Origin of the sequence: Salinicoccus albus DSM 19776 (assembly GCF_000385175.1) — a bacterium.
Classification (GTDB): domain Bacteria; phylum Bacillota; class Bacilli; order Staphylococcales; family Salinicoccaceae; genus Salinicoccus; species Salinicoccus albus.
The window spans coordinates 79313-103527 of sequence record NZ_ARQJ01000028.1; the positions used below are offsets into that span (position 1 = coordinate 79313).

Consider the following 24215-nt stretch of genomic DNA (forward strand, 5'->3'; position numbering starts at 1 on the left):
ATTTTACAATGACTGTAAAGGTGTTGAAAAAGGATTGATGGTTTCAAGGTGAAAGGGGATGGCGCTATGGAGCTGGAATATATCAGGGATTACACAATGTATATGGCGATTTTCGGTATGTTTAGCATGGTCTGGTTCGGCTGGGCACAGGAGAATCCAAGACAAAATTGGCGTAAATATCTTGGAGCGGCTTCCGGAGCTGCCTTGCTGGTCTGCCTGATTGGCGTTTACTTAAGTATCACCAATTGGGGAGAAGCGACTGCTTTGTCAGAAGCGGGCGCGTATATGACCTACTTGATTGTGTTCTGGGCGGAATTTATTATCGGCGGTCTCGGAGCATTCCTTTTGATCCGACGTAAAAAAAAGGATTTTGTTGCGCCATGGATCGGTTTTCTCGTAGGCACACATTTTTTCTTTCTGGTAAATGTCTTTAGGGATCCCGCATTATATATATTGGCGGTATTTTTGATCGTGATTGCTGTCATATCCCCGTGGGCTGCCAAAAAACTTGTCGTTGACAAAAGCGCAATTACGGGGACAGGCTCTGGAATTGTTTTATTCTGTTTTGCCATTTTGGGATTGGTCCGTTTCCTGCTGGCATAAATGTTAAATTCCTTGAAATTTATGCTGCGTCATGTTCGATCGTAAAGTTATCTGTTTAAAATCTAGAAGTTGTAAACCTTGTGCCTAAATTCCTGAATTTTTTCGACCGGGCTAATAATTCGCACACTGACGAAACAGAAAGATGGCGGTTATGGAAAGAACATTATAATTTTGCAGCCCTGCCGCCCGGTTACGACCAGCAGGCACGAAGCCAATTAAACCAAACTTGGCCGGAATATCAGTCCAATATAGAACGGATTCGATCATGGGAGCCGGATCAAACGGGAATCGGGAAGTTCTATGATGAGATAAAAACGTTATTGGGAAGTGAAGCCGATATACCGGCTGTCATCGTTTTCTTTGTGGGTACATTTGATAATAATGCATTTACAGCCCCGTATGATGAACATAGATCCATGCTCTGTTTACCAGTTGAGCACCAATGGTCTGATATTATCATCGTTCATGAACTGACTCATATTGTACATGCAGAGACCGCTTCATTAGACATGAGCTGGGAACGGCCGGTGGCTGAACTTGTTCTTCAGGAGGGGCTGGCATTACAAGTCACTAAACATCTCATACCTAAGAAGAGCGATGAGGATTATATCGAAATAGGGGTAGAAAAAGGGTGGTTACAAAAATGCCGCGAGGATAGAACAAAAATTCTGGAAGGGATTTTACCTTATTTATCCGATTCACGCAGTGAGACGATTGAGAAATTTACTTTCGGAACGGGAGCTTCTGGTCATCGAAGAGAAGCTTACTATGCCGGTTGGGAGTTTGTCAGATCTCAATTGGAAAAAGGAAGCACATTCAAACAGTTAGCTTCCATAAAACGCAAGGATATCCCTGATTATTTAAAAAATAACCTGGTATGATTAAAACAGCGGGGCTTTGAGACAAATCAGAGCCCCGTTCTTACTCGATTATGCTTCGTCATCTTCTGCATATTCCAGAATATCTCCCGGCTGGCAATCGAGAGCCTTGCAAATCGCATCCAATGTGGAGAATCGGATGGCTTTCACTTTGCCAGTTTTCAAGTTTGAAAGATTGACGTTGGAAATATCTACCTCTTCCGCAAGTCTGCCCAGTGACATTTTGCGGTCAGCCAGCATCCGGTCCAATCTAATAATAATCATCTGTATTCACCCGCTTATACTGTAGCATCAAATTCATTTTGTAAGAATGTACCATATTTAAACACCCTTCCGATTATCCATATCAAGAGCCCGGTGAACAGTAGCGTTAAATCGATACTGTAGTTCAATGAATTTCCGGAATAGATGAATTTATTTGTCATTTCAAAAATCTCCTCGGCTGAGCCCAGCACACTGTTCATCAAGTGTTGCATTGCCAGATCACCCAGACCGCTCAGGAAACCGAGCGCAACGAACGCAAATCCGATGCTTTCAATGAAGCGGCTGTTTTTCTGAGCAAATACATCCCCGCTTTTCAAATTGTGGAGCCACCTGTTGACTAGGAATATGATAAAAGTTGCAACTCCCACATTGATAAACGATGCCAGCAACACGTAGAAAATCGGCAGTTTCTCAAGCGTCAATGATTCTATAAAAGAATCTGTAATCTGTAAAGAAACACCGTTGGCTTCATAGCTGACTTCGGCAGGAATTCTGGTTAATAACCCATTGATCGTTTCCTGGGGGATGAAGAATAAAACGACACCAGCGACAATTGTGGCGAGCAGTGCAATTGCGAAAAGGGCGAGGATGATAAAAGAGAATACGTAAGCAGTAGTCACGAAAGTTTTGAACTTTTTTTCAACAACTGAGTTAGACATAAAATTCAAGCCTCCCTTTGTTTGGTGACTTAAATATAACATGTTCAATAACTAAAAACAATAATTATTTAATGATAATCATTAAATAATTAATACATAATGATAATATTTATGCTAATTTTATTTGCGTTTTATTGCAAAAAATGGACTTTCGCTTGTTTGAGCCCGCAACGATGATGAGAAAGAATCATTCCGCATGATAGGGATCTACATAAAGAACCCCTCAGGTATCCATAAAAAAGACAGACACAAAATGTGCCTGCCTGTAAAAATCTCTCAGCAGTTACCCTTTATTTCTGATGGTTAATGCGTATGTCACGTTGGAGTAAATCAATATTGCCGCAATCATTATCATGCCAAGCATCTGGTTATTGCCTGTGGCCATTGAATAGATCATAAGCACAACTAATGCTATAAACAGAAGCGAGCTCATTGATATAAATGCTTTATATAACCCTTCGGCCATGATCAGTTTTTCTCCTTCATCTGAAGCAGTATACAGTTTTTCTGCAAAGTTCGAATCATTTGGGTCCGGCAGATCTACACGTTCCGGGTACATTGTCTTCAAAATTGACGGGAGTATAGACATGAATACCAAGCCTGCAGCCAATACTGCAAAACTTGCGATTGTCAGGTATATAGAAGTCTCGTATATGATGCTGCTGCCCATTGCGACTGTACTAAGTACCACCGTAACCATCAATGCTGTTGAATTATCGGTGTATTTTTTATACATATATTCGTCCAGTGCATCTTCCTCGATGTTTCGATCTTGAGCACTTTTCCTCAGCTGAAAGTAACCGATGATGCCATACAGTGCTGACGCAGCGGCTGCAAGCAGTGTGATAAGGTTGATACCGAGTCCGACACCTTCTAATCCCTGTCCCGGATCAAAGTTTACGATAACGATTACTGTGACAAATCCCGCAATAGCATAAAGGATATAACTCAAAATTGTTTTGCTCATACTTACAGCTCCTCTTCAGTGAATATGAAAATATTCTCGATAGGCTCGTTGAAAATGATGGAAATGCGTTTGGCAATTAATAATGAAGGGACATAATCTTCACGTTCAATCAGGCTGACGGTCTGACGGGAAATTTTTGCACGTCTGGCAAGCTGAGTTTGATTGAGGCCGTCTCTCGCTCTTAACTCCTTGATTCTTGTTTTCATTTCATCACCTCTGCATCTTTAGTATACATAATAATTGGTATTATGACAAATAAAATAGTCAAAATACATAGTATTATTGTCATACTATTTGAAATCAGAATATTATGATATACTTTCTTGGAATCGCAATCTGTAACAATTTTGGGAGGAATATGATGATGAGACTATTAACATTCTATAAAGAAGGACAATTAAAACCGGCAGTACTTTCAGACAGAGGCGTATTGGACATATCAGGGGCCTATCCGACGATGATCGATGCCATTGAAAGATATGAAGGTTTGGCTGAGTTCCTGGATTTTGCTCTTGAAGAAGAGTCAGAGGTATTCATGGATTTCAACGATTTGAAAATTGGTCCGTCGGTGGATGGTGCCGGGAAAATTATCTGTGTAGGGTTGAATTATCAGAAACATGCAGAAGAATCGAATATGCCTGCACCTGAGTATCCGATTTTATTCAGCAAATTCAATAATTCCTTATCCGGCAGTAACGATAAGGTGAAAATCCCCAAAGAAGCGACACAGGTGGATTATGAAGCAGAACTGGCGATTATTATGGGTAAGGAAGCGAAAGATGTTTCTGAAGAAGAAGCGCTTGACTATGTTTTCGGTTACAGCTGTTCAAATGATCTTTCAGAACGGACGTTCCAATTCAGGAGCGGCCAGTGGCTGCTCGGTAAAACATTGGACGGTTTTTGTCCGCTGGGGCCGTATGTAGTACCGAAAGATGAAATTGCTGATCCCAATAAACTTAGAATTACTTGCAGGGTGAACGGCGAACTGAGACAGGACTCCAATACAAACGATATGATTTTCAAGAGTGAGGCGCTGGTCAGTTACATTTCTAAATATATGACCCTGCATCCGGGGGACGTCATCCTGACAGGCACACCGGAAGGTGTTGCGCAAGGTTATAAAGGAGATGAAAAACCATGGGTTGCCCCGGGAGATGAAGTGTCAGTCGAAATCGAAGACCTTGGCAGACTCGTGACAACTATGGTAAGGGAATGACAAGATGTCCGGTGTTCTAGCAGCATCGGATTTAATTTATATATGAGCATCTCACTTGAAGACCTTCATCATCTGGCGCACGATTGATATTGAAAAAACCTTATAAGGAGGAGATTACGAGTGAGAATACTGGTGATCGGAGCGAATGGACAAATCGGCAGGATTGTCGTAGATAAGCTGAAAGATTCTGAACATACGCCGGTGGCGATGGTGCGGAAGGAAGACCAGGCTGCAGCCTTTAAAGATGAAGGTGTGGAAGCGGTGTTTGGAGACTTGGAGCAGGATATCTCCCGAGCCTTCGATAATATTGATACGGTGGTGTTCACTGCCGGATCCGGCCCGCATACCGGTGCGGATAAGACGATCCTGATTGACCAGGAAGGTGCGATGGAATCAATTGACCTGGCTCGGGAAAATGGTGTGAAACATTTTGTCATGGTCAGTGGGCTGGGTGTTGAGAATGCGCGTCAGGCAGGAGAGAAGATGAGACCATACATGCATGCGAAATACCGCGCCGACGAGCATTTAAAACAGTCCGGACTCAGCTATACTATCCTTCGCCCGGGTCTGTTAACCAATGATCCGGCAACGGATAAAGTGGAACTATTTGTTAACCAGCCGGAACCTGGAGAAGTCACACGGGCGGATGTAGCAAGTGTGCTAGCGGAAATCGTCAATCAGAAACCTGCTGATCGAGTGTATTATCTGCTCGGCGGACAGACACCTGTTGGCGAACTGTTTTAAACGATATAGAAAGTGTGATCTGGACCCAGATGGGTCCAGATTTTTTATGTATTTTAAATTTTCTTATATTTTATATTGACACCGTTTTCATATAGTAATATATTGTTTTTGTATTCATATACAAAAACTTTGTTCATATATATGAATTATGAGAGGTGGAAAAATGTCGGTTAAATCGGCAGAAAGAATTCTTGATATTATAGATTATTTGTCCTCCGATGAAAATGGTTCTACTTTGATGGAACTGGCCAATCGTTTGGAAATTCCGAAAAGCAGTATGTCACAGTTGTTGTCGACGATGTTGGGCAAAGAATATGTGGTTAAATCTGAAGCAAATACTTATAAATTAGGTCATAAACTGATTACTGCAGGCAACCGTGCAAGAATTACAAATGATATTTACAGTGCTAGTCGTACTGTATTAAGAAAAGCAGGAGAGAAAACGGGTGAAACAGTTTTTCTCGCTATTCGTTCAGAGGCAGAAATTATTTATCTGGCAAAGGTGGACAATGAAAGATCTGCAAGGACCACAGCGCAGCCCGGTATGAGAAAGCCTTTGCATTGTACTGGGCTGGGCAAAGTATTTCTTGCTTTTGAAAATGAACATATCAGGAATGAAATATTCAATAACATTCAATTGGAAGCCCATACTCCCAATACAATTACAGATCCAGAAGAGTTAAAGGGAAAAATAGATGAGTACAGACGACAGGGGTATTCCATTGACGACGAGGAGAATGATGTTGGTGTCTACTGCGTTGCGTCGCCGATACTTAATGATCAGGGAGAAGTGATTGCTGCAATCAGCTGTGCGGGATCTAAACCAAGAATGGCAGACAAAAAAAATGAAGTGATTGAAACAATTACAAGTGCAGCGAATGAAATTTCAATTACTCAGGGCTTTGACGGAGGTGGACAGATATGGAAGTGATTGCAATAGGTGAATCGATGGTCTCTTTAGTGAATGAACCAGCTGGATATATTCGTCATTCGGAAAATTTCAAACCGTATGTTGCAGGTGCGGAAACAAATACACTGATTGGGTTGAGCAGGTTAGGACATAAGACCTCGTGGGTGACCGCGTTGGGCAAAGATGAATTGGGGGAGTTCATCCTGCAAAAAGTCAGAGCAGAAAATGTGGAGACTTCTAAAGTATCTTATAAAAATTACAAAACAGGTATATTTTTTAAACAGATTATACCTGATGGCAGTGTCGATGTAACATACTACCGGACGGGTTCAGCTGCAAGCCGGCTGGAACTTGAAGATATTGATTTGGAATATGTGAAGAATGCGAAGATACTCTATCTGACAGGAATCACGCTTTCGTTAAGTGACTCCACTAAGACGATGCTTTTTGACCTTGTGAAGAAATTAAACGGTCAGATAAGGATAGTGTTTGATCCGAACATCCGATTGAAGATGTGGTCAGAAAAAGAAGCCAGGGAAACAATTATGGAATTTCTGCCTTTCGTGGACTGTTTAATCATCAGCCGAAATGAAGCGAAAATATTGATTGGTGAAATGCGTGACGAGGAAGCAATAGACAGATTTAAAGCGATTGGCTGTAAGGACGTTTTTCTAAAGCTTGCAAAAGACGGGGCTGTCTATGATTTTAACAATAAAAGAAATTATGTAGAAAACCCAAGACAGTTCATTGAAATAGATCCGGTAGGAGCCGGTGATGCGTTTGCATCGGGCATCCTATCAGGCATTCTGAAAAAAGAATCGCCGGATTTTTTTGTAGAAAGGGCATGCTTCCTTGGCGGCTATATTACACAATTTATTGGAGATTACCAGGGGCTCCCCTCTGAAGCGATGCTGACTGAGGTAATGAAGAAGGATAATGATGAAAAAGTGAAAAGATAGGGGGCATTTTATGAGTACAGTGGACAGGATTATTTCGCACAAAATGATCGGCATTCTCAGAGGATATGATACCAAGGAAGCTTTGGATATTGCAGAGACATTAATCAGTAATGATTTTAATGTGCTTGAAGTGGCATTGAACTCTCCGGATGCAAAGGAAACATTGAGAAGAATAAAGGCGGCCTATGGTCATGAAGTTCTGCTTGGTGCGGGTACAGTGCTTACAGTTGATGAAGCCAAAGAGTGTATGGATATTGGAGCAGAGTTTCTGTTGTCTCCAGTGTATAATGCGCAGGTTCTCCAATTTTCTAAAGAAAACGGGATGCTGTATATCCCGGGATGCTATTCACCAACGGAAATTTATCATGCATATGAATCCGGGGCAGAGATGATAAAAGTTTTCCCGGCCAACCAGCTCAAACCCAGCTATATCAAGGATGTGCTGGCACCCATGAATGACTTGGTCCTCTTGCCTACCGGTGGTGTAACACCGGACAATATTAATGAATTTTTACGATTTGGAGCCCAGGCGGTCGGTATAAACTCTGCGTTAGTCCCCAAGCGGTCTGAAGTAGATGATGCACTGCTGGATGAGGTCAAAGAGAGAGTGCAAAGCTTTAAGGGGGCGATCAAGCAAAATGAAGATTAAAGATTATGAATTATTCACTGTACCTCCAAGATGGTTGTTTTTGAAAGTTAAAACTGATCAAGGGGTGAGCGGATGGGGAGAGCCAGTTATCGAAGGCAAGGCAGCAACGGTTAAAACTGCAGTTATTGAAATGATGGATACCATCATTGGGAACAACCCGATGGAGATTGAAGGCATATGGAACGAACTGTACAGAGCTGGTTTCTATAGAGGCGGTCCAATATTGATGAGTGCTATTGCCGGTATTGACCAGGCCCTTTGGGATATAAAAGGTAAATACTATGATGCCCCTATCCATGACCTGCTTGGTGGAAAAGCAAGAGAATCCATAAAAGTGTATTCCTGGGTGGGGGGAGATCGGCCGCAGGATGTAGGGGACGCTGCACTCAAACTAAAAAACGAGGGGATTTCAGCGGTGAAGATGAATGCCACTGAAGAGCTTCAATATATAGATTCATATGGAAAAATAGACGAAGTGTTGGCAAGAGTGTCATCTATTAGAGAAAAGTGCGGCAAAGATTTCGGAGTCGGTATAGATTTCCATGGACGCGCCCATAAAGCGATGGCCAAAATATTAGCACGGGAACTGGAACAGTTCAGGCCGATGTTTATAGAAGAACCGGTGCTTCCGGAAAACAATGAACATTTAAAAGATATTGCCATGCATACATCCATTCCGATTGCTACAGGTGAGCGAATGTATTCCAGATGGCAGTTCAAAAATCTTTTGCATGATGGTTATGCTGATATTATTCAACCGGACCTTTCCCATGCAGGCGGAATTACCGAATGTAAAAAAATAATATCAATGGCGGAAGCATATGACGTTGCAGCTGCGCCGCATTGTCCGTTGGGACCGATCGCCCTGGCTGCATGCCTGCAAGTCGATGCAACCTGTCATAATGCAGTCATTCAGGAACAGAGTCTGGGTATTCACTACAACAAAGGGAATGACATTTTGGATTATATCGAGGATCCATCAGTATTCGAATATAAGGATGGTAAAGTACAGATTCCAGATCAGCCGGGGCTTGGGATTGATGTTAATGAAGATTATGTCAGAGAGAGGAGCAGAGCGGGCCATAACTGGAAGAATCCGGTATGGAAACATGAGGATGGAAGTATAGCAGAATGGTAATATGAAAGGGGTATAAATTATGTCACAGGAATTATGGCTGGTTGTCGCCACGGTAATAGGAATCGCATTACTGTTATTCCTAATTATGAAAGTCAAGCTGCATGCGTTTGTTTCATTGCTTATCGCTTCGCTGTTCATCGGGCTTGCAAGCGGCATGAGCCCGACCGAGATTATTGAAGTCATTGAAGCCGGGATGGGAAGCACACTTGGTTTCATAGCAGTTGTTGTTGGTCTGGGAGCCATGTTTGGAGAACTGTTGAGGGTGTCGGGAGGCGCAGAGCGTCTGGCACTCACCCTTATCGATAAATTCGGTGAAAATCGGGCACCATGGGCGCTGGGATTTACAGGATTTCTCGTGTCTATTCCTGTCTTCCTTGATGTAGCACTGGTGATTTTGATTTCAATTGTCTATTCACTGGCGACTAAAACGAAGAAATCATTACTGTTTTACGGTATTCCGTTATTAGCCGGGCTTGCGGTGACCCATAGTTTTGTGCCGCCGACACCGGGACCGATGACAGTAGCTGCCATGCTGGAAGCCGATCTGGGATGGGTCATCCTGTTTGGTGCGCTTGCCGGCATCCCGGCAATGATTCTTGCTGGACCGGTATTTGGGAGTTTTATCAGCAAAAAAATACATCTCGATGTCCCTGACTATCAGAAATTAGAAGAAGATGTGAACGAAGTCAAAGAAAGTAAAGATTTGCCGAGCTTCATATTGATTTTCTCTTTGATTCTGATTCCGCTTGTTTTGATTCTGTTTAATACAGTAACAGGCGCAATCGTTGGAGAAGACTCCACTAATATGTTTGCAGAGATCGTACAGTTTGTCGGTCACCCTTTTGTTGCGCTGATCATAACAGTGGTACTGACGTTCTGGCTCCTGGGGACACGAAGAGGGTATACACGTGTTGAAGTGCAGGATGTTGCAACACGGGCGCTTGAACCAGCGGGAATCATCATACTGATTACCGGCGCAGGCGGTGTGTTCAAAGAAGTACTGATAGAAAGCGGTGTAGGTGATGTGATGGGGAATATGGTCGTCGGCGCTGGGCTGCCGCTTGTCGTGGCTGCATTTGTCATCACTACATTCGTGCGTGTAGCCCAGGGCTCCGCAACGGTAGCTATGGTTACTGGTGCAGGTCTGATGGCACCGATCATTGAAATCAATCCGGTTTCACAGCCTGAGCTCGGACTGATTGCCATAGCGATTGCAAGCGGGGCGACAGTCCTTTCCCATGTGAATGATTCAGGATTCTGGCTGGTTAACAGATTCTTCGGCATGACAACAGGAGAAACCCTGAAGTCCTGGACTGTTATGGAAACAATCATCGGTGGAACCGGTTTTGTCATAGTATTTGCAATCAGTCTGTTTATGTAGTAATTTCATCCCCCATGTGATGGGGGATTTTTTCATATCCAAAATAGGAAACGCTTTCATTAACTAAATATTCAGAAAACCTAGAATATTGATGAGGAACATGTTAATGTATCGATAATATCATTTGGTTTTGTCTTAATACTTGGTACTAAAAATGAGGTGTCTGTGTGGAAAAGCGGAAAAGAGAACCGATTAAAAATTATAAAATATGGATTGGGTTTGCCATCATCTTTGTGCTGTTGATTCCATGGTATTTCCCAGCCGGCGGCGAAACGATGATGATCTATGGTGTGCCTTTGTGGGCACTTGTTATCATCGGCATGTCTGTGTTTTTGTCGCTTTACATCACTTATGTGATTAAATATCACTGGGATGTTGATGAAGATGACTCTGTAAGGAAAGGGGAGGAATAGTTATGGATCTTGCATTTTCAGGTGTTTCCGGTATTTTAATCATGTTATTTTACGGGTTACTGATGCTGGCGATTGGCATTGGAACGTTTTTACGGCACAGGAATGTCCACAGCAGTCTCGATGAATATTATCTTGGCGGCAGGGGCTTGGGCACGCTTGTATTGTTCTTTACGTTTTTCGCGACACAATACAGCGGTAACACTGTGATTGGCTATTCAGCCGAGGCATACCGGGTGGGTTATGCAAATCTGGTCACTGTTCCTTTCTTCATCATGATTATTCTTGTCTATCTAATTTATGCACCGAGATTGTATAAGTTGAGCAAGAAGCATAAGATTGTGACCCCGGTGGACTGGATTCAGCTGAGATATCAGTCAAAAGCGGTTTCCATACTGGCCGCCGTCCTCATGCTCTACGCTCTGGGCAACTTCCTGCTGGAACAGCTGGTTGCCATTGGCCAGGGAGTTTCCGGTCTGACAGGCGGCACTGTCCCCTATCAGGCAGGCGTCATTTTCTTTATCGTCATCATGATTGTCTATGGCTGGCTGGGAGGGATGCGGTCTGTCGCCTATACGGATACGATGCAGGGAGTTGCACTGCTTGTGGGTGTGTTCATGCTGTTGATCGGCACGATCATATACTTTGGCGGGCTGCCTGCAGCGGGGGACTACATACAAGCATATTCACCTGAAAACCTTGGGGTGCCTGAAGGTATCGGCCTGGTCACATGGAGTAACTTCCTCATCCTCGTCGGGATCGGTGCAGCGGTTTACCCAAATGCGATACAACGCATTTTCTCTGCTAAAAGTGAGCGGACATTGAAGCGTTCATTGACCCAGATGGCGTGGATGCCATTTTTAACCGCAGGTGTGGTATTTATCATAGGTATTCTAGCATATACCGCTTTTCCGGACCTGACCGTCGGTGAATCCGAGCAGGTTGTCGGCCTGCTGGCCAGTGCTATTGCCAACCAGAATATGATCTTCTATATAGCGATGGTGCTGTTGTTCGGCGGTATTATTGCAGCCATCGTATCGACAGCTGATTCAGTGCTGCTGACATTTTCATCGATCATCTCAAAAGATATTTACGGGCGATACATCAATGCTGAAGCATCTGATAATAAAAAAATCATGGTCGGTAAAGTGATTGGTGCACTGGTTGTCGGCCTGCTGCTGGTGATTGCGTGGAATCCGCCGGGGACACTGTATCAAATATTCGTCCTGAAATTGGAAATACTGATTCAGGTGGCCCCGGCGATCATTCTCGGCCTTTATTGGAAGAGAAGCCATGCGAAGTCGGTCTTTTTCGGGATGCTGATTGGTGCGCTGACAGCAGCAGTACTTACTTTTGCGGGCCAGACACCGCTTGGCATATTCAGCGGTGTCTGGGGTCTCATTATTAACCTGGGGATCTACACTGGGGGCAGTCTTGTGTTCGGTACTGTTGAAGATGAAGCGGAAGCAGAAGCGCAGACTGTGCGCAGTACATGAATAATAAATAGCTGGGCATGACTTGATATAAGTCGTGCCCTTTTGTATATCGGCTGAAAAGGCTTTATAATGAAAGTAACGAATTTTGCGAGAGGTAATTTACTATGAAAACATATATGATCGGCGTGGATATTGGAACAACTGCGGTCAAAGCAGTATTATTCGAAAAAAATGGAAAACTGGTTGATAAAGTGTCTGTGGAATACAAATTGCATACCCCGGATGCAGCGATTGCCGAGCTGGATCCGGACGAGGTAGCGGCAGGTATGTTCGCAGCTGTCTCGCAAGTGACGGAGCGTAACGCATGCAGGAATGATGTGGCATTCATTTCATTCTCTTCAGCGATGCACAGCATCATTCTGTTGGATGAGGACGGAGAGCGACTGACGGACTGCATCACCTGGGCGGACAGCAGAGGACAGGAATATGCAGAACAGCTGAATCGCCAGGACGGCATGGCAATCTACAGACGCACAGGCACGCCGATTCACCCGATGAATCCCTTTGTGAAGCTTCTGCACTTAAGAGACAAATCACGGGAACTTTACATTCAGATTGGTAAAGTGACCGGGATAAAATCATATGTAATGCAAAAGCTGACGGGTGTCTATGAAGTGGATAGATCAATTGCGAGCAGCACGGGTATGATGAATCTGCAGGAATCAGAGTGGGATGCTGAAGTGCTGGATATGCTGAATCTCTCCAGGGCACATCTGCCGGAGCTTGTGGATACGCTGAAGGTCTATGACGGGATGAAAACCGATGCAGCAGAAAAGCTCGGCATCGATGCAGAGACGAAACTTGTTATCGGTGCCAGTGACGGGGTGCTGGCAAACCTTGGCATGAATGCGACTGAAAATGGAGACGTGGCAGTATCCATCGGTACGAGCGGTGCGATTCGGACGGTCGTGGATACACCCAAGACGGATGACCGGATGCGCACGTTCTGCTACTATTTGACTGGAGACCGCTATGTTATCGGCGGTCCGGTGAATAATGGCGGAGTGGTCCTGAGATGGGTGCGTGACGAGTTTTTCGACACTGACGGTAAAGCAGAAGATGCGGATCCGTATGAGACCATTACGAAGCTTGCCGCTGAGGCACCGGCGGGGAGCAACGGTCTGATTTTCCATCCGTATCTGTCAGGGGAACGTGCGCCGGTCTGGGATTCTAAAGCAGTAGGATCTTTTTACGGCCTGACCTTGTCCCACGGGAGAAAGCACATGATCCGCGCAGCGATGGAAGGGGTTTTATTCAACCTGTACAGTGTATTCCTGACGCTCAGAAAACATATGGATGAGGCGGGGACGATCAAAGCCAGCGGCGGTTTTGCCCGCAGTGAAATATGGAAGCAGATGATGGCGGACATCTACGGTGAGAAAGTGGAGGTGCCAAAGGCTTACGAATCAAGTGCTTTCGGTGCATGTGTGCTTGGACTTTATGCGCTGGGTGAGATTGAGGATTTAGATGCAGTGAAGCATTTCGTCGGGGAAGAGGATACGTATTATCCGACGCAGGATACGTATTTGAAATATCAGGAAGTGATGAGTGTCTATATCGAGCTCGGGCGTTCTCTGGCACAGTTTTACGACCGTATCGAATCGCTCAGGGACTGATGCAGATAATGGAGGTGGGAAGTTTGGACTTGAAACATTTCTATGATCATTTTCTCGGAGAGAATGATCTGGTTCGTGCGAATATAATGAATGACAGGACATTTGACACGCTGGATTCACTTGCTGCCTATAAGATGGCTGGGCTGGAGGATGCAGAAAATCTGGGCGGGTTAGCCCGGAATATCTCAATGGCTGAAGCGGCTTTGACCCGCAGTCTGGCTGATATTCAGACCGGGGACAACCTGCATCGGTTATCCTATGATGTTTCTAAGTTCGGCACACTCATAGATTATCAGTACATTCTGGAAGAAGGCGATGGTTACGGAGTGATTCATCAGGATATTGTCCAGGCCCTCGATGCTGCTCTAAAAGAGGCGGGTGTCATTCCGGCAGTGGATATGTATATACATAATGATGATTTTGGCCCGCCGGATATTGAGCGGTTGGAACAGATTTATACCGGCCCGATATATTGGCTGTACAACAATCTGACGTGGAGAGAGTTAAGGACACTGCTCAAACGGTTGAACAGTGAGACTGAAGGCAATCAGAAAGATGATTATCTGCGTCATGTGACGGCGCTGATCACCTCGCCTCAATTTTTGGAAGCAGTCCTCCAGCATATCGGTGATCAAGAGCTCAAAATCATTCAGGACAATGTTGACAGAAATGATCATATCTATGAAGCGAGATCCAGATGGGAAGAAGCGAAGAATCTGGGGCTGGTTGTCAAAGTGCATGCGGATTATTATGTCATGCATGAAAAAGTAGTTGAAGCCTTGAAATCGGTCAATTTCACAACGATACCGCAGCGGCGGAAACGCCCGGCTGGAGATGTGGCAGCCGCTCCGAGCGACTATAACGCCTATCTGCTCAGGCTGGAGATTAAAGATGTCCATGAACCGATCTTCCGGGAAGTGCAGGTGCCGGCCGGCATTAACTTCTTTGAATTGCACCTGATCATCCGTGAAGCGATGGATTGGCGGAGCAGCAGCCCGTCAAGGTTTAAGGCAGAAGGTTTTGAGATATATGAGTCAATGCTCCAGATGAGCGAGGAAATGCACACAGATAACGGGGAGGCCCATCTGCTTTCAAGTTTCACACAGGTGGATGCCCTCCTCGACAGAGTGGGGGTCATTGACTATCATTATGAATCCATCGACGGTTACATTGTCAAAATCACCATGGAAGATAAGATCAATATCGATCGCAGTGTCCCGGCGGTCCTGCATCATTCAAGTACGATTCCGATCGAAAACGTCGGCGGTACAGAAGGGTTGAAAGAGACGATGGCAGTGCTTAACAACAAGCAGCATCCGGAATATGCCAGAACATTTGAAAAAGCAAGAACGATGAACTACCGTGAACGCTATCCGGTGACAGCCATCAACAACAAGCTGGCCAGAGTATTCAGGAAAGGACACCCGATAACCGAATTTAATATTGATGGATAAAAACCACCTCCCTGCGTTTGAAATGAATATCACAGGGAGGTGGTTAGTTCCGTCTATTAAGCATTGTTTTTTTCTGCCCTTAAATCGTTATAGTACTGCACGCTCGTCATCGCACCCTCATCAACCATGTTTGAATCGCGGGATTCGGACGGTTTGCCCAGCTGAATGATATAAGGGTCATCCGTAAATGAACTCATTTTGCCTATCGCTTTATCCATGCCTTTCTTAACCGTTTTCCGATTCTCATCTTTCGTCAGATATAAAACACCTGCAGCCAGCCCTGCCATACCAATAAGTTTTATAACCCTGCCCATAAACATCACTCCCTTCAATTTTTGACAGACAAATAATTTGAATTCTTTATATAAGTATCTCATATAATGGTGTAAAATTAAAATTTAAAGATCAGGGAAATTTTATAGGCTCTTTATCGTATGAGGTATTGGCCTGGGTGAAAACGGGTATACATATAATAAAATGTATCAGGTGCACAGAAGTGAGCGACGTTTGCCTTGAATGGAGGAGATATTATCGGAATACCAAGGGTGAATCTGCTGTTTACTGGCGGAGTCAAGCGAATGGGAAATCCGGATGCTGAGGATAAATTGGGCCGGCCGTGGGAAAGCGGTATTTTTAAAGAGACGACTGAAGCACCGGTCTTCCTGAGTAAGTCAGGGCTGCAAGGGGATGATGTTGCGGATAAGAAAAACCATGGCGGGCCTGAAAAGGCTGTATTTGCTTACGCAGCCAAGCATTATGACGCTTGGCAGCGGGAACTGGATGTCGATATTACTGCTGGAGGTAACGGAGAAAATCTGTCTGTTCTCAATATGGATGAGTCCTCTGTATGCCTCGGGGATACATACAAGCTGGGTGAAGCGGTGATCCAGGTTTCGCAGCCGAGGCGCCCCTGCTGGAAACCTGCCCGCAGACATAAAATCCTGGATTTTGCGTTACGGATTCAAAAGACAGGGAGGACCGGCTGGTATTTCCGAGTGATCAGGGAAGGTATGATTAGAGTTGGAGATACGTTTGAACTGATTGAACGCCCACATCCTGAATGGCCGATTAGAGCAGCCAATGAAGTGATGTATGAACAAAAAGATAACATGAGTCTGGCTGAAAGTCTGGCCGCCGTTGAACTGCTTGCGGACAATTGGAAGCAAACACTCAATAAGCGGCTTCTTGGTAATGAAGGAAACAGCGGAAAAAGGATATACGGACCAAATAGATAAACGAGACGGTCTTTAAAGAATATATCTGTGCTTAAGCTTGCTGTATTTTCATCCTGTCAGAGAGGGTGACTTGATATGAGAAAGAAGTCGATATACTTGCATCATAATCTGGAAGACATACCGGATTTCAAACTGCCTGAAGGTTTTAAGTTTGTCAGTTATCAGAAGGGCTATGAAAAGCAGTGGGCACAAATACTGGTGGAAACCGGGGAGTTTGCTGGTGAAAGAGATGCTTTGAAGGCTTTCGCCAGGGAATTTTCGTGGAAAAAAGATTTGTACAGATTCATGTTCTTTATCGAAAAAGAGGACGGGACGCTTATAGCGACTGCGACAGCGTGGCATGGAACGATCAATGAGAGATTTATCGGAAGAGTGCACTGGGTGGATATTCTGCCTGAACATCAGGGGTTCGGACTTAGCAGGCCGTTGATTGCGAAATGTATGAGAATGATTAATGAGAGGCATGAAGATGCTTATTTGAAGACACATCGCCAAAGACAAGTGGCCGTGCATCTGTTTTTGCGGATGGGATGGAGACCGATGATTGTGAAACCCGAGGAAAAAACGGTGTGGAAAGAACTGGGTTACTTTAAATATTGAACCTTTCCCCACCAGCACAAGAGTCATATAAAAACAGGTACAGCGTAAGAACTGTACCTGTTTTTGCACTTTATCCCATCATGCTGCTGAACCAGATACCGAGTCCCGTGCCGAGATAGTTGCCGATGATGTACCCGAGTGTACCGACAATAAGAATCGGGGCAACGAGTTTCGTCCAGCCTCTTGAGATCGCCATCGCAGCGGCTGTCGTCGGGCCGCCGATATTGGCATTGGTCGAAAGGACGACCTCTTCCAGATCGAATTTGAATAATCTGCCGGCAGTAAATGATATAGTCATATTGATGAATACGATGATGGCGGCAAATACCAGGATAAGCGGTGCGTTTTGGAGTATCAGCCAGATGTTCGCCGGCACCCCGATAACGACAAAGAAAATGTAGATCAGGAATGTACCGATTTCCTGAGCGCCATTGATACTTTCAAAGAATTTGGGTACAAATGAAACAAGCAGTAATGTAATCGTGGTGAGCATCAGGTAGTCATCGCCGATAATACCTCTGAGTACTGTCAGGAAAAGATTTGCATTTTCAGGAATCAAGTTGCTGAACACTTCTGCAAGCTTGAATGATACAGCCACAATGACAAAAGATGACCCCACTGCCAAGGCAATGTCACTTAATGAAATATTCTGGCGCTGCCAGTAACTTGCCGCCTGATTGTCTTGAGTATCTGTCTGAGTTTCAACTTCATTCTGATGGGGTGCATTGTAGTTTCGTCTGAAAAATCCGATGGCGGGAATTGCGATCAGTACAAGGAAATAAACAGCCATAAGCAGGTTATCTGCAACAACGGTAGAGGAGACTGTCTCTCCAGCGACTTCAAAGCGGCTTGCCATCGCTGCAAAGTTGACGCCGCCGCCTGTATATGACCCTGCAAGCATCGCAGCGATCTGATCCACTCCCGGAATCAAATCCCTCAGCAGGAAAAAAGCGATGATCGTGCCTGCGACAGTACCGATTGAGCTGATGAAAAATATGAGCAGCAGCCGCCCGCTTTCCCGCCAGATTTTGACGATATTCGAATTGAAGAGCAACAATGGTATCGCAAGCGGTACAACGTAAGCCCATACAATATCATATGTGGGTGATTCTGTTGGAATGATGCCCAGATTTGCAAGCACCATTGCTCCCACAAGTGCAACGATGGCACCGGAAAGTTTCGATGCCCATTCAAACCGCTGTTCCAGCCAGATGGAAGCCGCCGCCCATCCGACAAGAATCGCCCATAAAAGCCACGGCTCATCCGGTGATATAAGTGCATCCATAAAACAACCCCCCTTTGGTCATCGATTATAGCTCATTCTTCATAATATATCATCTAATGATAGTAAATTTTAGAGTGATTTGTTACACTATTTTAAAGCGCTTCCATATTATTGAGTGTCCTGTTTACAGGACAGGTGATGGGTGATAAAAAATGAAGATCCTTAACGAATATTTCATGAAAAATATTAGACAATGAAGTGAATATATTATAAAGTATTATCAATAATAATTCAGAGTTAATCACTGAGGATTATTGGTTCAGCTCATTCATACAGGGGTTTGAAAATCGGACGACACAATAAGAGAGGTGCACTATGTCAGAGGACACTAAGAAACGAACCGTTTTCCAACGGATATTGGACGTTATTGAACGCGTGGGTAATAAGCTGCCGGACCCGTTTGCATTGTTCGTCGGTCTTGCGGTACTCATCATGATTATATCTTACATATTCAACATATTTGATGCTTCAGTGAATCACCCGGGTACAGGAGAGGAACTGCCGATCAGGAGCCTCATCTCCGGGGAAGGGCTCCAATTCATACTGACATCCATGCTTGAAAACTTTACCGGTTTTGCACCGCTGGGTCTTGTACTTGCGATGATGCTGGGGATCGGGCTGGCTGAGAAGGTAGGCCTGCTGGATTATGCGATCCGGAAGACAGTATTAAAATCCCCGCCGTTCCTGCTTACATATACGGTTGTGTTTGTAGGTATTCTGGGTAATATTGCTTCTGATGCAGCAGCTGTCATCATCCCGCCCCTGGGGGCACTTGTGTTCTACAAAGTTGGCAGACATCCCTTTGCCGGACTGGCTGCCGGTTTTGCCGGTGCCGGTGCCGGATTCACCGCGAACCTATTCATCGCCGGTACAGATGCACTGCTTTCCGGAATTTCAACCGAGGCCGCAGCGTTAATCAATCCGGATATCGTAGTGACACCGCTGGACAACTGGTATTTCAACATAGTCTCAACATTTATGCTGACGATCATCGGCGGACTGGTAACGAGCAGAATCGTTGAACCGAGACTGGGTCAATACAAGGGTGAAGCGGTGGAAGAAGACGGAGAGGAGGAGCTGCCGAATGCGAAGAAAGGTTTCATCCTGGCGATCGTGGCAGGGGTGCTCTATTGGGCGGCAGTGGCCGGCACATTATTGATGCCGAACAGCCCGCTCACCAATGACCAGGGCGGAATCACCCCCTCGTCACCCTTCCTGGATGGCATCGTACCCATCATTCTGATATTCTTCATACTCATCGGTATGGTATTCGGTATCACAGTCGGTAAAATCCAGACCAGCAAGGATATGACAGACCATATGACAGAAGCGATCAAGGAGATGGCTGGATACATCGTGCTGGTATTTGCGATTGCACAGTTTATCGCATACTTCAACTGGTCAAACTTAGGAACATGGCTGGCGGTCAACGGTGCAGAATTCCTGCAGGACATTGAGTTCACCGGCTTCGGTTTAATCATCGGTTATGTTATATTTACGGGACTGATGAATTTCCTCATTACATCCGGTTCTGCCAAATGGGCGATCGAGGCGCCGATCTTTGTCCCGATGTTCATGCAGCTGGGTTACAGCCCTGCATTTACACAGGCCGCTTATCGTATTGCCGATTCATCCATCAACATCATCACACCATTGTTCCCGTACATGATCATCATCCTGTCGTTTATGAAGCGGTATGATAAAAATGCCAGTATCGGCAGCTACATGGCACTGATGCTGCCTTATTCCCTAATATTCCTTGGGGCTTGGATCATTCTGCTTGCGATCTTCTATTTCTTCAATCTGCCGTTAGGTCCGGGCGCAGGAATATATCTGGAACAATAAAACACGAGCGGATGGAAAGTTTCTGACTGCAGACAAGGTCATAAGGATGACAAGTCTGCAGTTTTTTGGGTTGCAGGAATTTTAGGTGTATTTTCCCTTGGTTTAAAATACGGTCTGAATAATGATAAACTGATGGAAATTACTCTTGGGGATAATTTGTAAATTTATTTTACCGTGTAAAGAGAAAGGAGCATGATGATCATGGCTGAAGATACAGTCACTAAAAAGATTCTTGATCATAAAGACCATCTCCCGAAGAAGCAGAAGATATTTTGTGAATTTATCCTGGAGAATTACAGGGAGATCAGTCTGGACTCGATTGCGGTTCTGGCTGAGAAATCAGGGGTCGGGACGACGACTGTGATGCGGACGATCAATAATCTTGGCTATTCGAACCTGAGGACTTTTAAACGGGAGCTGCACCGGGAAGTGATTGAAAGCCAGACGCCGAAGTTCTGGAACTTTGATGACGGCAGGCAGGCCCCGGACAGTAAACGGGTGAGGGACACGTGGGATAAAGTGAATATGCTGCAGAAACACTCGATGACTGAAGACCTCGAGCATGGGATCATCAACGCCGTGGAACTGATGCGCAATGCTTCGAAAATCCATGTGTTCGGCCTGCGGACCTCAAGGTCTGTGGCTCTATTTTTTGAGAACTCGTTCAATCAGTTTTATCCGCATGTCAATCAGCTCAGCTACGAGCCGCATTTTGTGTTTGATCGTCTGTATCATGCTGCAGAGGGTGAGGTGATTGTCCTGATTGCCCTGTCTCCCTATACGGAAATGACGTATGAAGTAGCGAGATATTGCCATCAGAATCACATCGATATTATCCTGATTGCCGACAGCGCAGATAATACGATGATCCCGTATGCCAAAGAGACACTGATGATCAAGCGCACCGATGAACATTATACGATGGTGCCGGCCGTTTCTCTGGTAGAGACAGTGACAGTATTATTCGGCTCGAAAGTGGACGTGGACAGCCAGAAGATATTGAGGGATGTCGGCGGATTACTCGCGAGAAAAAATATAACGCGAACTTGAACTCTCAAGGGACAGGGGCATTGGTGCAATAATTCTCGTTAGTCCACAAACAGCTCAGCGGGGGTGAAGGCGGCGTCGTCTTTACCTGGGTAGTAGATCCGGTATTAATCGGTATCCCTGTCACAACGCTGATCCTGATTATTGGCACATTGATTGAAACGCGGAATATGGATATCAAACCAGCGCCGAAAAAAGAAAATACTGCCGCGCCATAAGATGATAAACTGCTTACGGATGTCCATAATTCCGTGAGCAGTTTATTTCATCTAATCCCCTACATATATTCTTGCAATACAAATAGATCAGAACTGAAGTGATTGTCAGCAACAGAAAAATCGCAATGTGTTTGAATGAAATGTTTATATATTCTGATATAATTGGTTTGAAACTGTGGAGAAAGGACGATTGTATGCCTGAAGCGAATCAACGGATGCAACATATTGAAGTGCCGGGGACACGGCAGTTTGCGAATCGGGTAGCCGAATTTCCGGATGCGGTGGATTTGACGCTCGGCCAGCCTGACTTTGAAACACCCCGTCCGATCAGAGAAGCGGCCATCGATGCCATCAATACGAAATCCATGAAGTATTCTCACAACACCGGGCTGCTGGAACTGAGGACGGCAATTGCTGATTATTATAAGGACAGATTTGGTGCGACTTATGATCCGCAGGGTGAAATACTTGTGACGGTTGGCGGGAGTGAAGGGATTGACGGCGTGCTGCGGGCGATTCTCGATCCTGGGGATGAAGTGATTGTCCCGGCACCGACGTATCTTGGGTATGAACCCATCATAGAACTCAGCGGCGGTGTGACCCGGTTTGTGGACACCACGGACACAGGATTGATTGCCACTCCCGAACTCATCGAGTCGAATATCACAAACCGGACGAAGGCTGTGCTGCTCAACTATCCGACGAATCCGACCGGAGTCACCTATACGAAAGCACAGATGGATGCCCTTGTGGAAGTGTTCAGAAAGCATGATATATTTATCATTACAGATGAAATATACGGAGAGAATACTCTGGAAGGAGAGCACATCAGTCTGGCGGGATATCAGGAGATCAAAGAGAAAGTCCTCGTCATCAGCGGACTGAGTAAATCGCACGGGATGACGGGGTGGCGGATTGGCCATGTGGCCGGTCACCGGTCAATCATGGAAGAAGTCACGGCAGTGCATCTCTATAACACGATCTGTGCAAGCATTCCGAGTCAGTATGCCGCGATTGAAGCCCTGCGCAATCAGTTGAATATACCGAAAGAAATGAATCAAAAGTATATTGAACGGAGGGATTATATTTATGATCGTCTGACGCATATGGGATTGGACGTCAGTAAACCGACCGGCGCTTTCTATATATTCCCCTCTGTCAAAAAATACGAAACGGATTCATTCAGATTCGCGACCGATCTGCTTGAAACCGTGCAGCTCGCGGTTGTGCCAGGACGGTCATTCTCAGCGTTCGGCGAGGGGCATATCAGATTATCATTCGCCTGCAGCATGGAAGAGCTGAAAGAAGCGGCGGACAGGCTGGAGAAATATATAGGGATGCTGGAAAGCAGGTAGAAAGAAAGAGCTGTGACAAGGTCTAAAGCGATGAAATGATGAATGAGGAAATTGATTTTCAGTATATTCAGAGAAGAAGACTGGGAACCATAGAACATTAAAAAAGAGGACTCCTGGCATTGCAAAGGAGTCCTCTTGTTATATGGAGATGCTGATAAGGCCGGTTATCAGGAAAGATGCGATAACTTATATAAAATTCTTCGCTCTCAGGCGTACCGCAGGGCTCAGACATCCTAGGAGTCTCATGGCGCTGGTACCTTTTCACTTAAGATAAAGCTGACGAATTCCTCTTGCCTTAGATTTCCGAAATAATCAGACAGATCGAGCGGCTCTAATGCATTTAATAAGTCTTCTTTTCTTAAACGTACTCCAACTAAAGATTCTTCTACATCTGTTATATCTTTTGTTCCGAAGAAGTCACCAGTAATCTGGATGGAAGCAATTTTAGCATGCTTGATCGTTAAACCAACATTAATCGTTCCGATTGGGAAACGCTCGGTCAAATAATATTCGAATTGGTTAAAGCGGCCATAGTTCCAATCCCAGTTATGGTATTTTTCAGCGACAATTTTATCGATACCTGCCCAATCGTCTGGCGTTAATTCATAACGCTTCGCTTCGGTGACGTCATTAATGCCAAGTAATTGGCAGAGCATATAATCTGTAAACTCCCAGACCGTCATTTCTTGATATTCTGACGCTAAATGCGGACGGATTGATCCTACTCGACTGCGGATGGATTGGATCCCATGTGCCTTTATCTTCTTTTGGTTCGGGTCCAAAACGGACACAATTGCTTCATAATTAGGGTCTAATAGTAATGAATATCCAGCATAAACTCGACCTTTATGTAAAGTCATCGCTGCACCGGAAATTTTCTTATCATCTAAGACTAAATCATTACGGCCTTTATATTCCACATCGTCCACACCTAACTTCTCAAGTGCTTTGATGGCCGGCGCATACAAACGCGCATAATTCCCATAAATGTCATTACTTCCATCAAATAAGAAACAAAAACTAATATTACGATCATCAAGGTAAATCGCACCGCCGCCTGATTCTCGGCGGATCATTTTAATATCATTCGCATCCATATAAGGCTGGTTGATCTCTTCGTATGCGTTCTGGAATTTTCCGATTTGAACAGCTGGTTCCATCATGTAGGGGAACAAAACATCATCATCTAAGAAAATATGGTCTTTCACATATTCCTGTATAGCCATTACTGTGCCTGGGTCGTAAACCCACTCTCCATTACGCTTTGATTCAATTAGATACATTTG

At 44.9% G+C, this 24215-nt stretch carries 25 protein-coding genes; 18 read left to right on the top strand and 7 right to left on the bottom strand.

Translation table 11 applies throughout. The features are described 5' to 3' along the window. Positions 1-66: 66 nt before the first annotated feature. Positions 67-603 (top strand): hypothetical protein, encoded by a 537-nt coding sequence (locus G343_RS0108125; protein WP_020007636.1) that lies wholly within the window; start codon positions 67-69, stop codon positions 601-603. An 80-nt stretch (positions 604-683) separates the two neighbouring features. Continuing rightward, positions 684-1484: a hypothetical protein gene (locus tag G343_RS0108130; RefSeq protein WP_020007637.1), complete on the top strand. Its 801-nt coding sequence runs from the start codon at positions 684-686 to the stop codon at positions 1482-1484. Positions 1485-1532: 48 nt separating this feature from the next. Here the strand turns inward: G343_RS0108130 and G343_RS0108135 are convergent, their stop codons facing one another. The 4 genes from G343_RS0108135 to G343_RS0108150 form a co-directional block, all read right to left on the bottom strand. Beyond that, positions 1533-1745 (bottom strand): helix-turn-helix domain-containing protein, encoded by a 213-nt coding sequence (locus G343_RS0108135; protein WP_020007638.1) that lies wholly within the window; start codon positions 1743-1745, stop codon positions 1533-1535. A gap of 14 nt (positions 1746-1759) precedes the next feature. Further along, complete coding sequence (locus G343_RS0108140; protein ID WP_020007639.1) at positions 1760-2404, bottom strand: DUF2975 domain-containing protein; 645 nt, start codon at positions 2402-2404, stop codon at positions 1760-1762. A 283-nt stretch (positions 2405-2687) separates the two neighbouring features. Next, a complete protein-coding gene (locus tag G343_RS0108145) occupies positions 2688-3371 on the bottom strand; it encodes a DUF3169 family protein (RefSeq protein ID WP_020007640.1) in 684 nt (227 codons plus the stop codon). Between the two features lie 2 nt (positions 3372-3373). Further along, positions 3374-3577: a helix-turn-helix transcriptional regulator gene (locus G343_RS0108150; RefSeq protein WP_020007641.1), complete on the bottom strand. Its 204-nt coding sequence runs from the start codon at positions 3575-3577 to the stop codon at positions 3374-3376. Positions 3578-3735: 158 nt separating this feature from the next. Between G343_RS0108150 and G343_RS0108155 the strand changes: the two genes are divergently transcribed. The 11 genes from G343_RS0108155 to G343_RS0108205 all read left to right on the top strand — a co-directional run bounded on the left by G343_RS0108155 (position 3736) and on the right by G343_RS0108205 (position 15344). Beyond that, positions 3736-4587, top strand: a complete 852-nt coding sequence (locus G343_RS0108155; RefSeq protein WP_026366322.1) for a fumarylacetoacetate hydrolase family protein — start codon at positions 3736-3738, stop codon at positions 4585-4587. 120 nt (positions 4588-4707) lie between these two features. Next, positions 4708-5331, top strand: a complete 624-nt coding sequence (locus G343_RS0108160) for an SDR family oxidoreductase (RefSeq protein WP_020007643.1) — start codon at positions 4708-4710, stop codon at positions 5329-5331. Between the two features lie 163 nt (positions 5332-5494). After that, positions 5495-6262: an IclR family transcriptional regulator gene (locus tag G343_RS0108165; protein ID WP_020007644.1), complete on the top strand. Its 768-nt coding sequence runs from the start codon at positions 5495-5497 to the stop codon at positions 6260-6262. Continuing rightward, positions 6253-7200: a sugar kinase gene (locus G343_RS0108170; protein WP_020007645.1), complete on the top strand. Its 948-nt coding sequence runs from the start codon at positions 6253-6255 to the stop codon at positions 7198-7200. The genes G343_RS0108165 and G343_RS0108170 overlap by 10 nt, the downstream gene beginning before the upstream one ends. Before the next feature lie 10 nt (positions 7201-7210). Beyond that, entirely contained in the window at positions 7211-7849 is a 639-nt protein-coding gene (locus G343_RS0108175) for a bifunctional 4-hydroxy-2-oxoglutarate aldolase/2-dehydro-3-deoxy-phosphogluconate aldolase (RefSeq protein WP_020007646.1), read from the top strand. Next, positions 7839-8987 (top strand): galactonate dehydratase, encoded by a 1149-nt coding sequence (gene dgoD / locus G343_RS0108180; RefSeq protein ID WP_020007647.1) that lies wholly within the window; start codon positions 7839-7841, stop codon positions 8985-8987. Before G343_RS0108175 ends, dgoD begins: the two co-directional genes overlap by 11 nt. A gap of 19 nt (positions 8988-9006) precedes the next feature. Next, positions 9007-10368, top strand: coding sequence for a GntT/GntP/DsdX family permease (locus G343_RS0108185; protein ID WP_020007648.1), 1362 nt, complete (start codon positions 9007-9009; stop codon positions 10366-10368). Positions 10369-10535: 167 nt separating this feature from the next. Continuing rightward, complete coding sequence (locus tag G343_RS0108190) at positions 10536-10781, top strand: hypothetical protein (protein ID WP_020007649.1); 246 nt, start codon at positions 10536-10538, stop codon at positions 10779-10781. A 2-nt stretch (positions 10782-10783) separates the two neighbouring features. Beyond that, complete coding sequence (locus G343_RS0108195; protein ID WP_020007650.1) at positions 10784-12274, top strand: sodium:solute symporter family protein; 1491 nt, start codon at positions 10784-10786, stop codon at positions 12272-12274. Positions 12275-12378: 104 nt separating this feature from the next. Then, entirely contained in the window at positions 12379-13890 is a 1512-nt protein-coding gene (gene gntK, locus G343_RS0108200; RefSeq protein ID WP_020007651.1) for a gluconokinase, read from the top strand. A gap of 14 nt (positions 13891-13904) precedes the next feature. Further along, positions 13905-15344, top strand: a complete 1440-nt coding sequence (locus G343_RS0108205; protein ID WP_425413867.1) for a plasmid pRiA4b ORF-3 family protein — start codon at positions 13905-13907, stop codon at positions 15342-15344. A 56-nt stretch (positions 15345-15400) separates the two neighbouring features. On the opposite strand, the gene G343_RS0108210 is transcribed toward G343_RS0108205, so the two are convergent. Beyond that, entirely contained in the window at positions 15401-15658 is a 258-nt protein-coding gene (locus G343_RS0108210; RefSeq protein ID WP_020007653.1) for a hypothetical protein, read from the bottom strand. 264 nt (positions 15659-15922) lie between these two features. On the opposite strand from G343_RS0108210, the gene G343_RS0108215 reads away from it, so the two are divergent. Both G343_RS0108215 and G343_RS0108220 read left to right on the top strand, forming a co-directional pair. Continuing rightward, positions 15923-16579 (top strand): MOSC domain-containing protein, encoded by a 657-nt coding sequence (locus tag G343_RS0108215; protein WP_020007654.1) that lies wholly within the window; start codon positions 15923-15925, stop codon positions 16577-16579. Positions 16580-16654: 75 nt separating this feature from the next. Next, on the top strand, positions 16655-17179 hold the full coding sequence (locus tag G343_RS0108220; RefSeq protein WP_020007655.1) for a GNAT family N-acetyltransferase: 525 nt from the start codon (positions 16655-16657) through the stop codon (positions 17177-17179). A 70-nt stretch (positions 17180-17249) separates the two neighbouring features. Here the strand turns inward: G343_RS0108220 and G343_RS0108225 are convergent, their stop codons facing one another. Further along, complete coding sequence (locus G343_RS0108225; RefSeq protein ID WP_020007656.1) at positions 17250-18464, bottom strand: DUF819 family protein; 1215 nt, start codon at positions 18462-18464, stop codon at positions 17250-17252. Positions 18465-18779: 315 nt separating this feature from the next. On the opposite strand from G343_RS0108225, the gene G343_RS0108230 reads away from it, so the two are divergent. The 3 genes from G343_RS0108230 to G343_RS0108240 all read left to right on the top strand — a co-directional run bounded on the left by G343_RS0108230 (position 18780) and on the right by G343_RS0108240 (position 22929). Next, the gene (locus tag G343_RS0108230) at positions 18780-20309 is read left to right on the top strand and encodes an AbgT family transporter (protein ID WP_020007657.1); all 1530 of its coding nucleotides are present in this window, start codon (positions 18780-18782) and stop codon (positions 20307-20309) included. Positions 20310-20510: 201 nt separating this feature from the next. Further along, on the top strand, positions 20511-21359 hold the full coding sequence (locus tag G343_RS0108235; RefSeq protein WP_169336670.1) for a MurR/RpiR family transcriptional regulator: 849 nt from the start codon (positions 20511-20513) through the stop codon (positions 21357-21359). Between the two features lie 409 nt (positions 21360-21768). After that, the gene (locus G343_RS0108240; RefSeq protein ID WP_020007659.1) at positions 21769-22929 is read left to right on the top strand and encodes an aminotransferase class I/II-fold pyridoxal phosphate-dependent enzyme; all 1161 of its coding nucleotides are present in this window, start codon (positions 21769-21771) and stop codon (positions 22927-22929) included. Positions 22930-23171: 242 nt separating this feature from the next. Here the strand turns inward: G343_RS0108240 and lplA are convergent, their stop codons facing one another. After that, complete coding sequence (lplA, locus tag G343_RS0108245; protein ID WP_020007660.1) at positions 23172-24212, bottom strand: lipoate--protein ligase; 1041 nt, start codon at positions 24210-24212, stop codon at positions 23172-23174. Positions 24213-24215 lie beyond the last annotated feature (3 nt).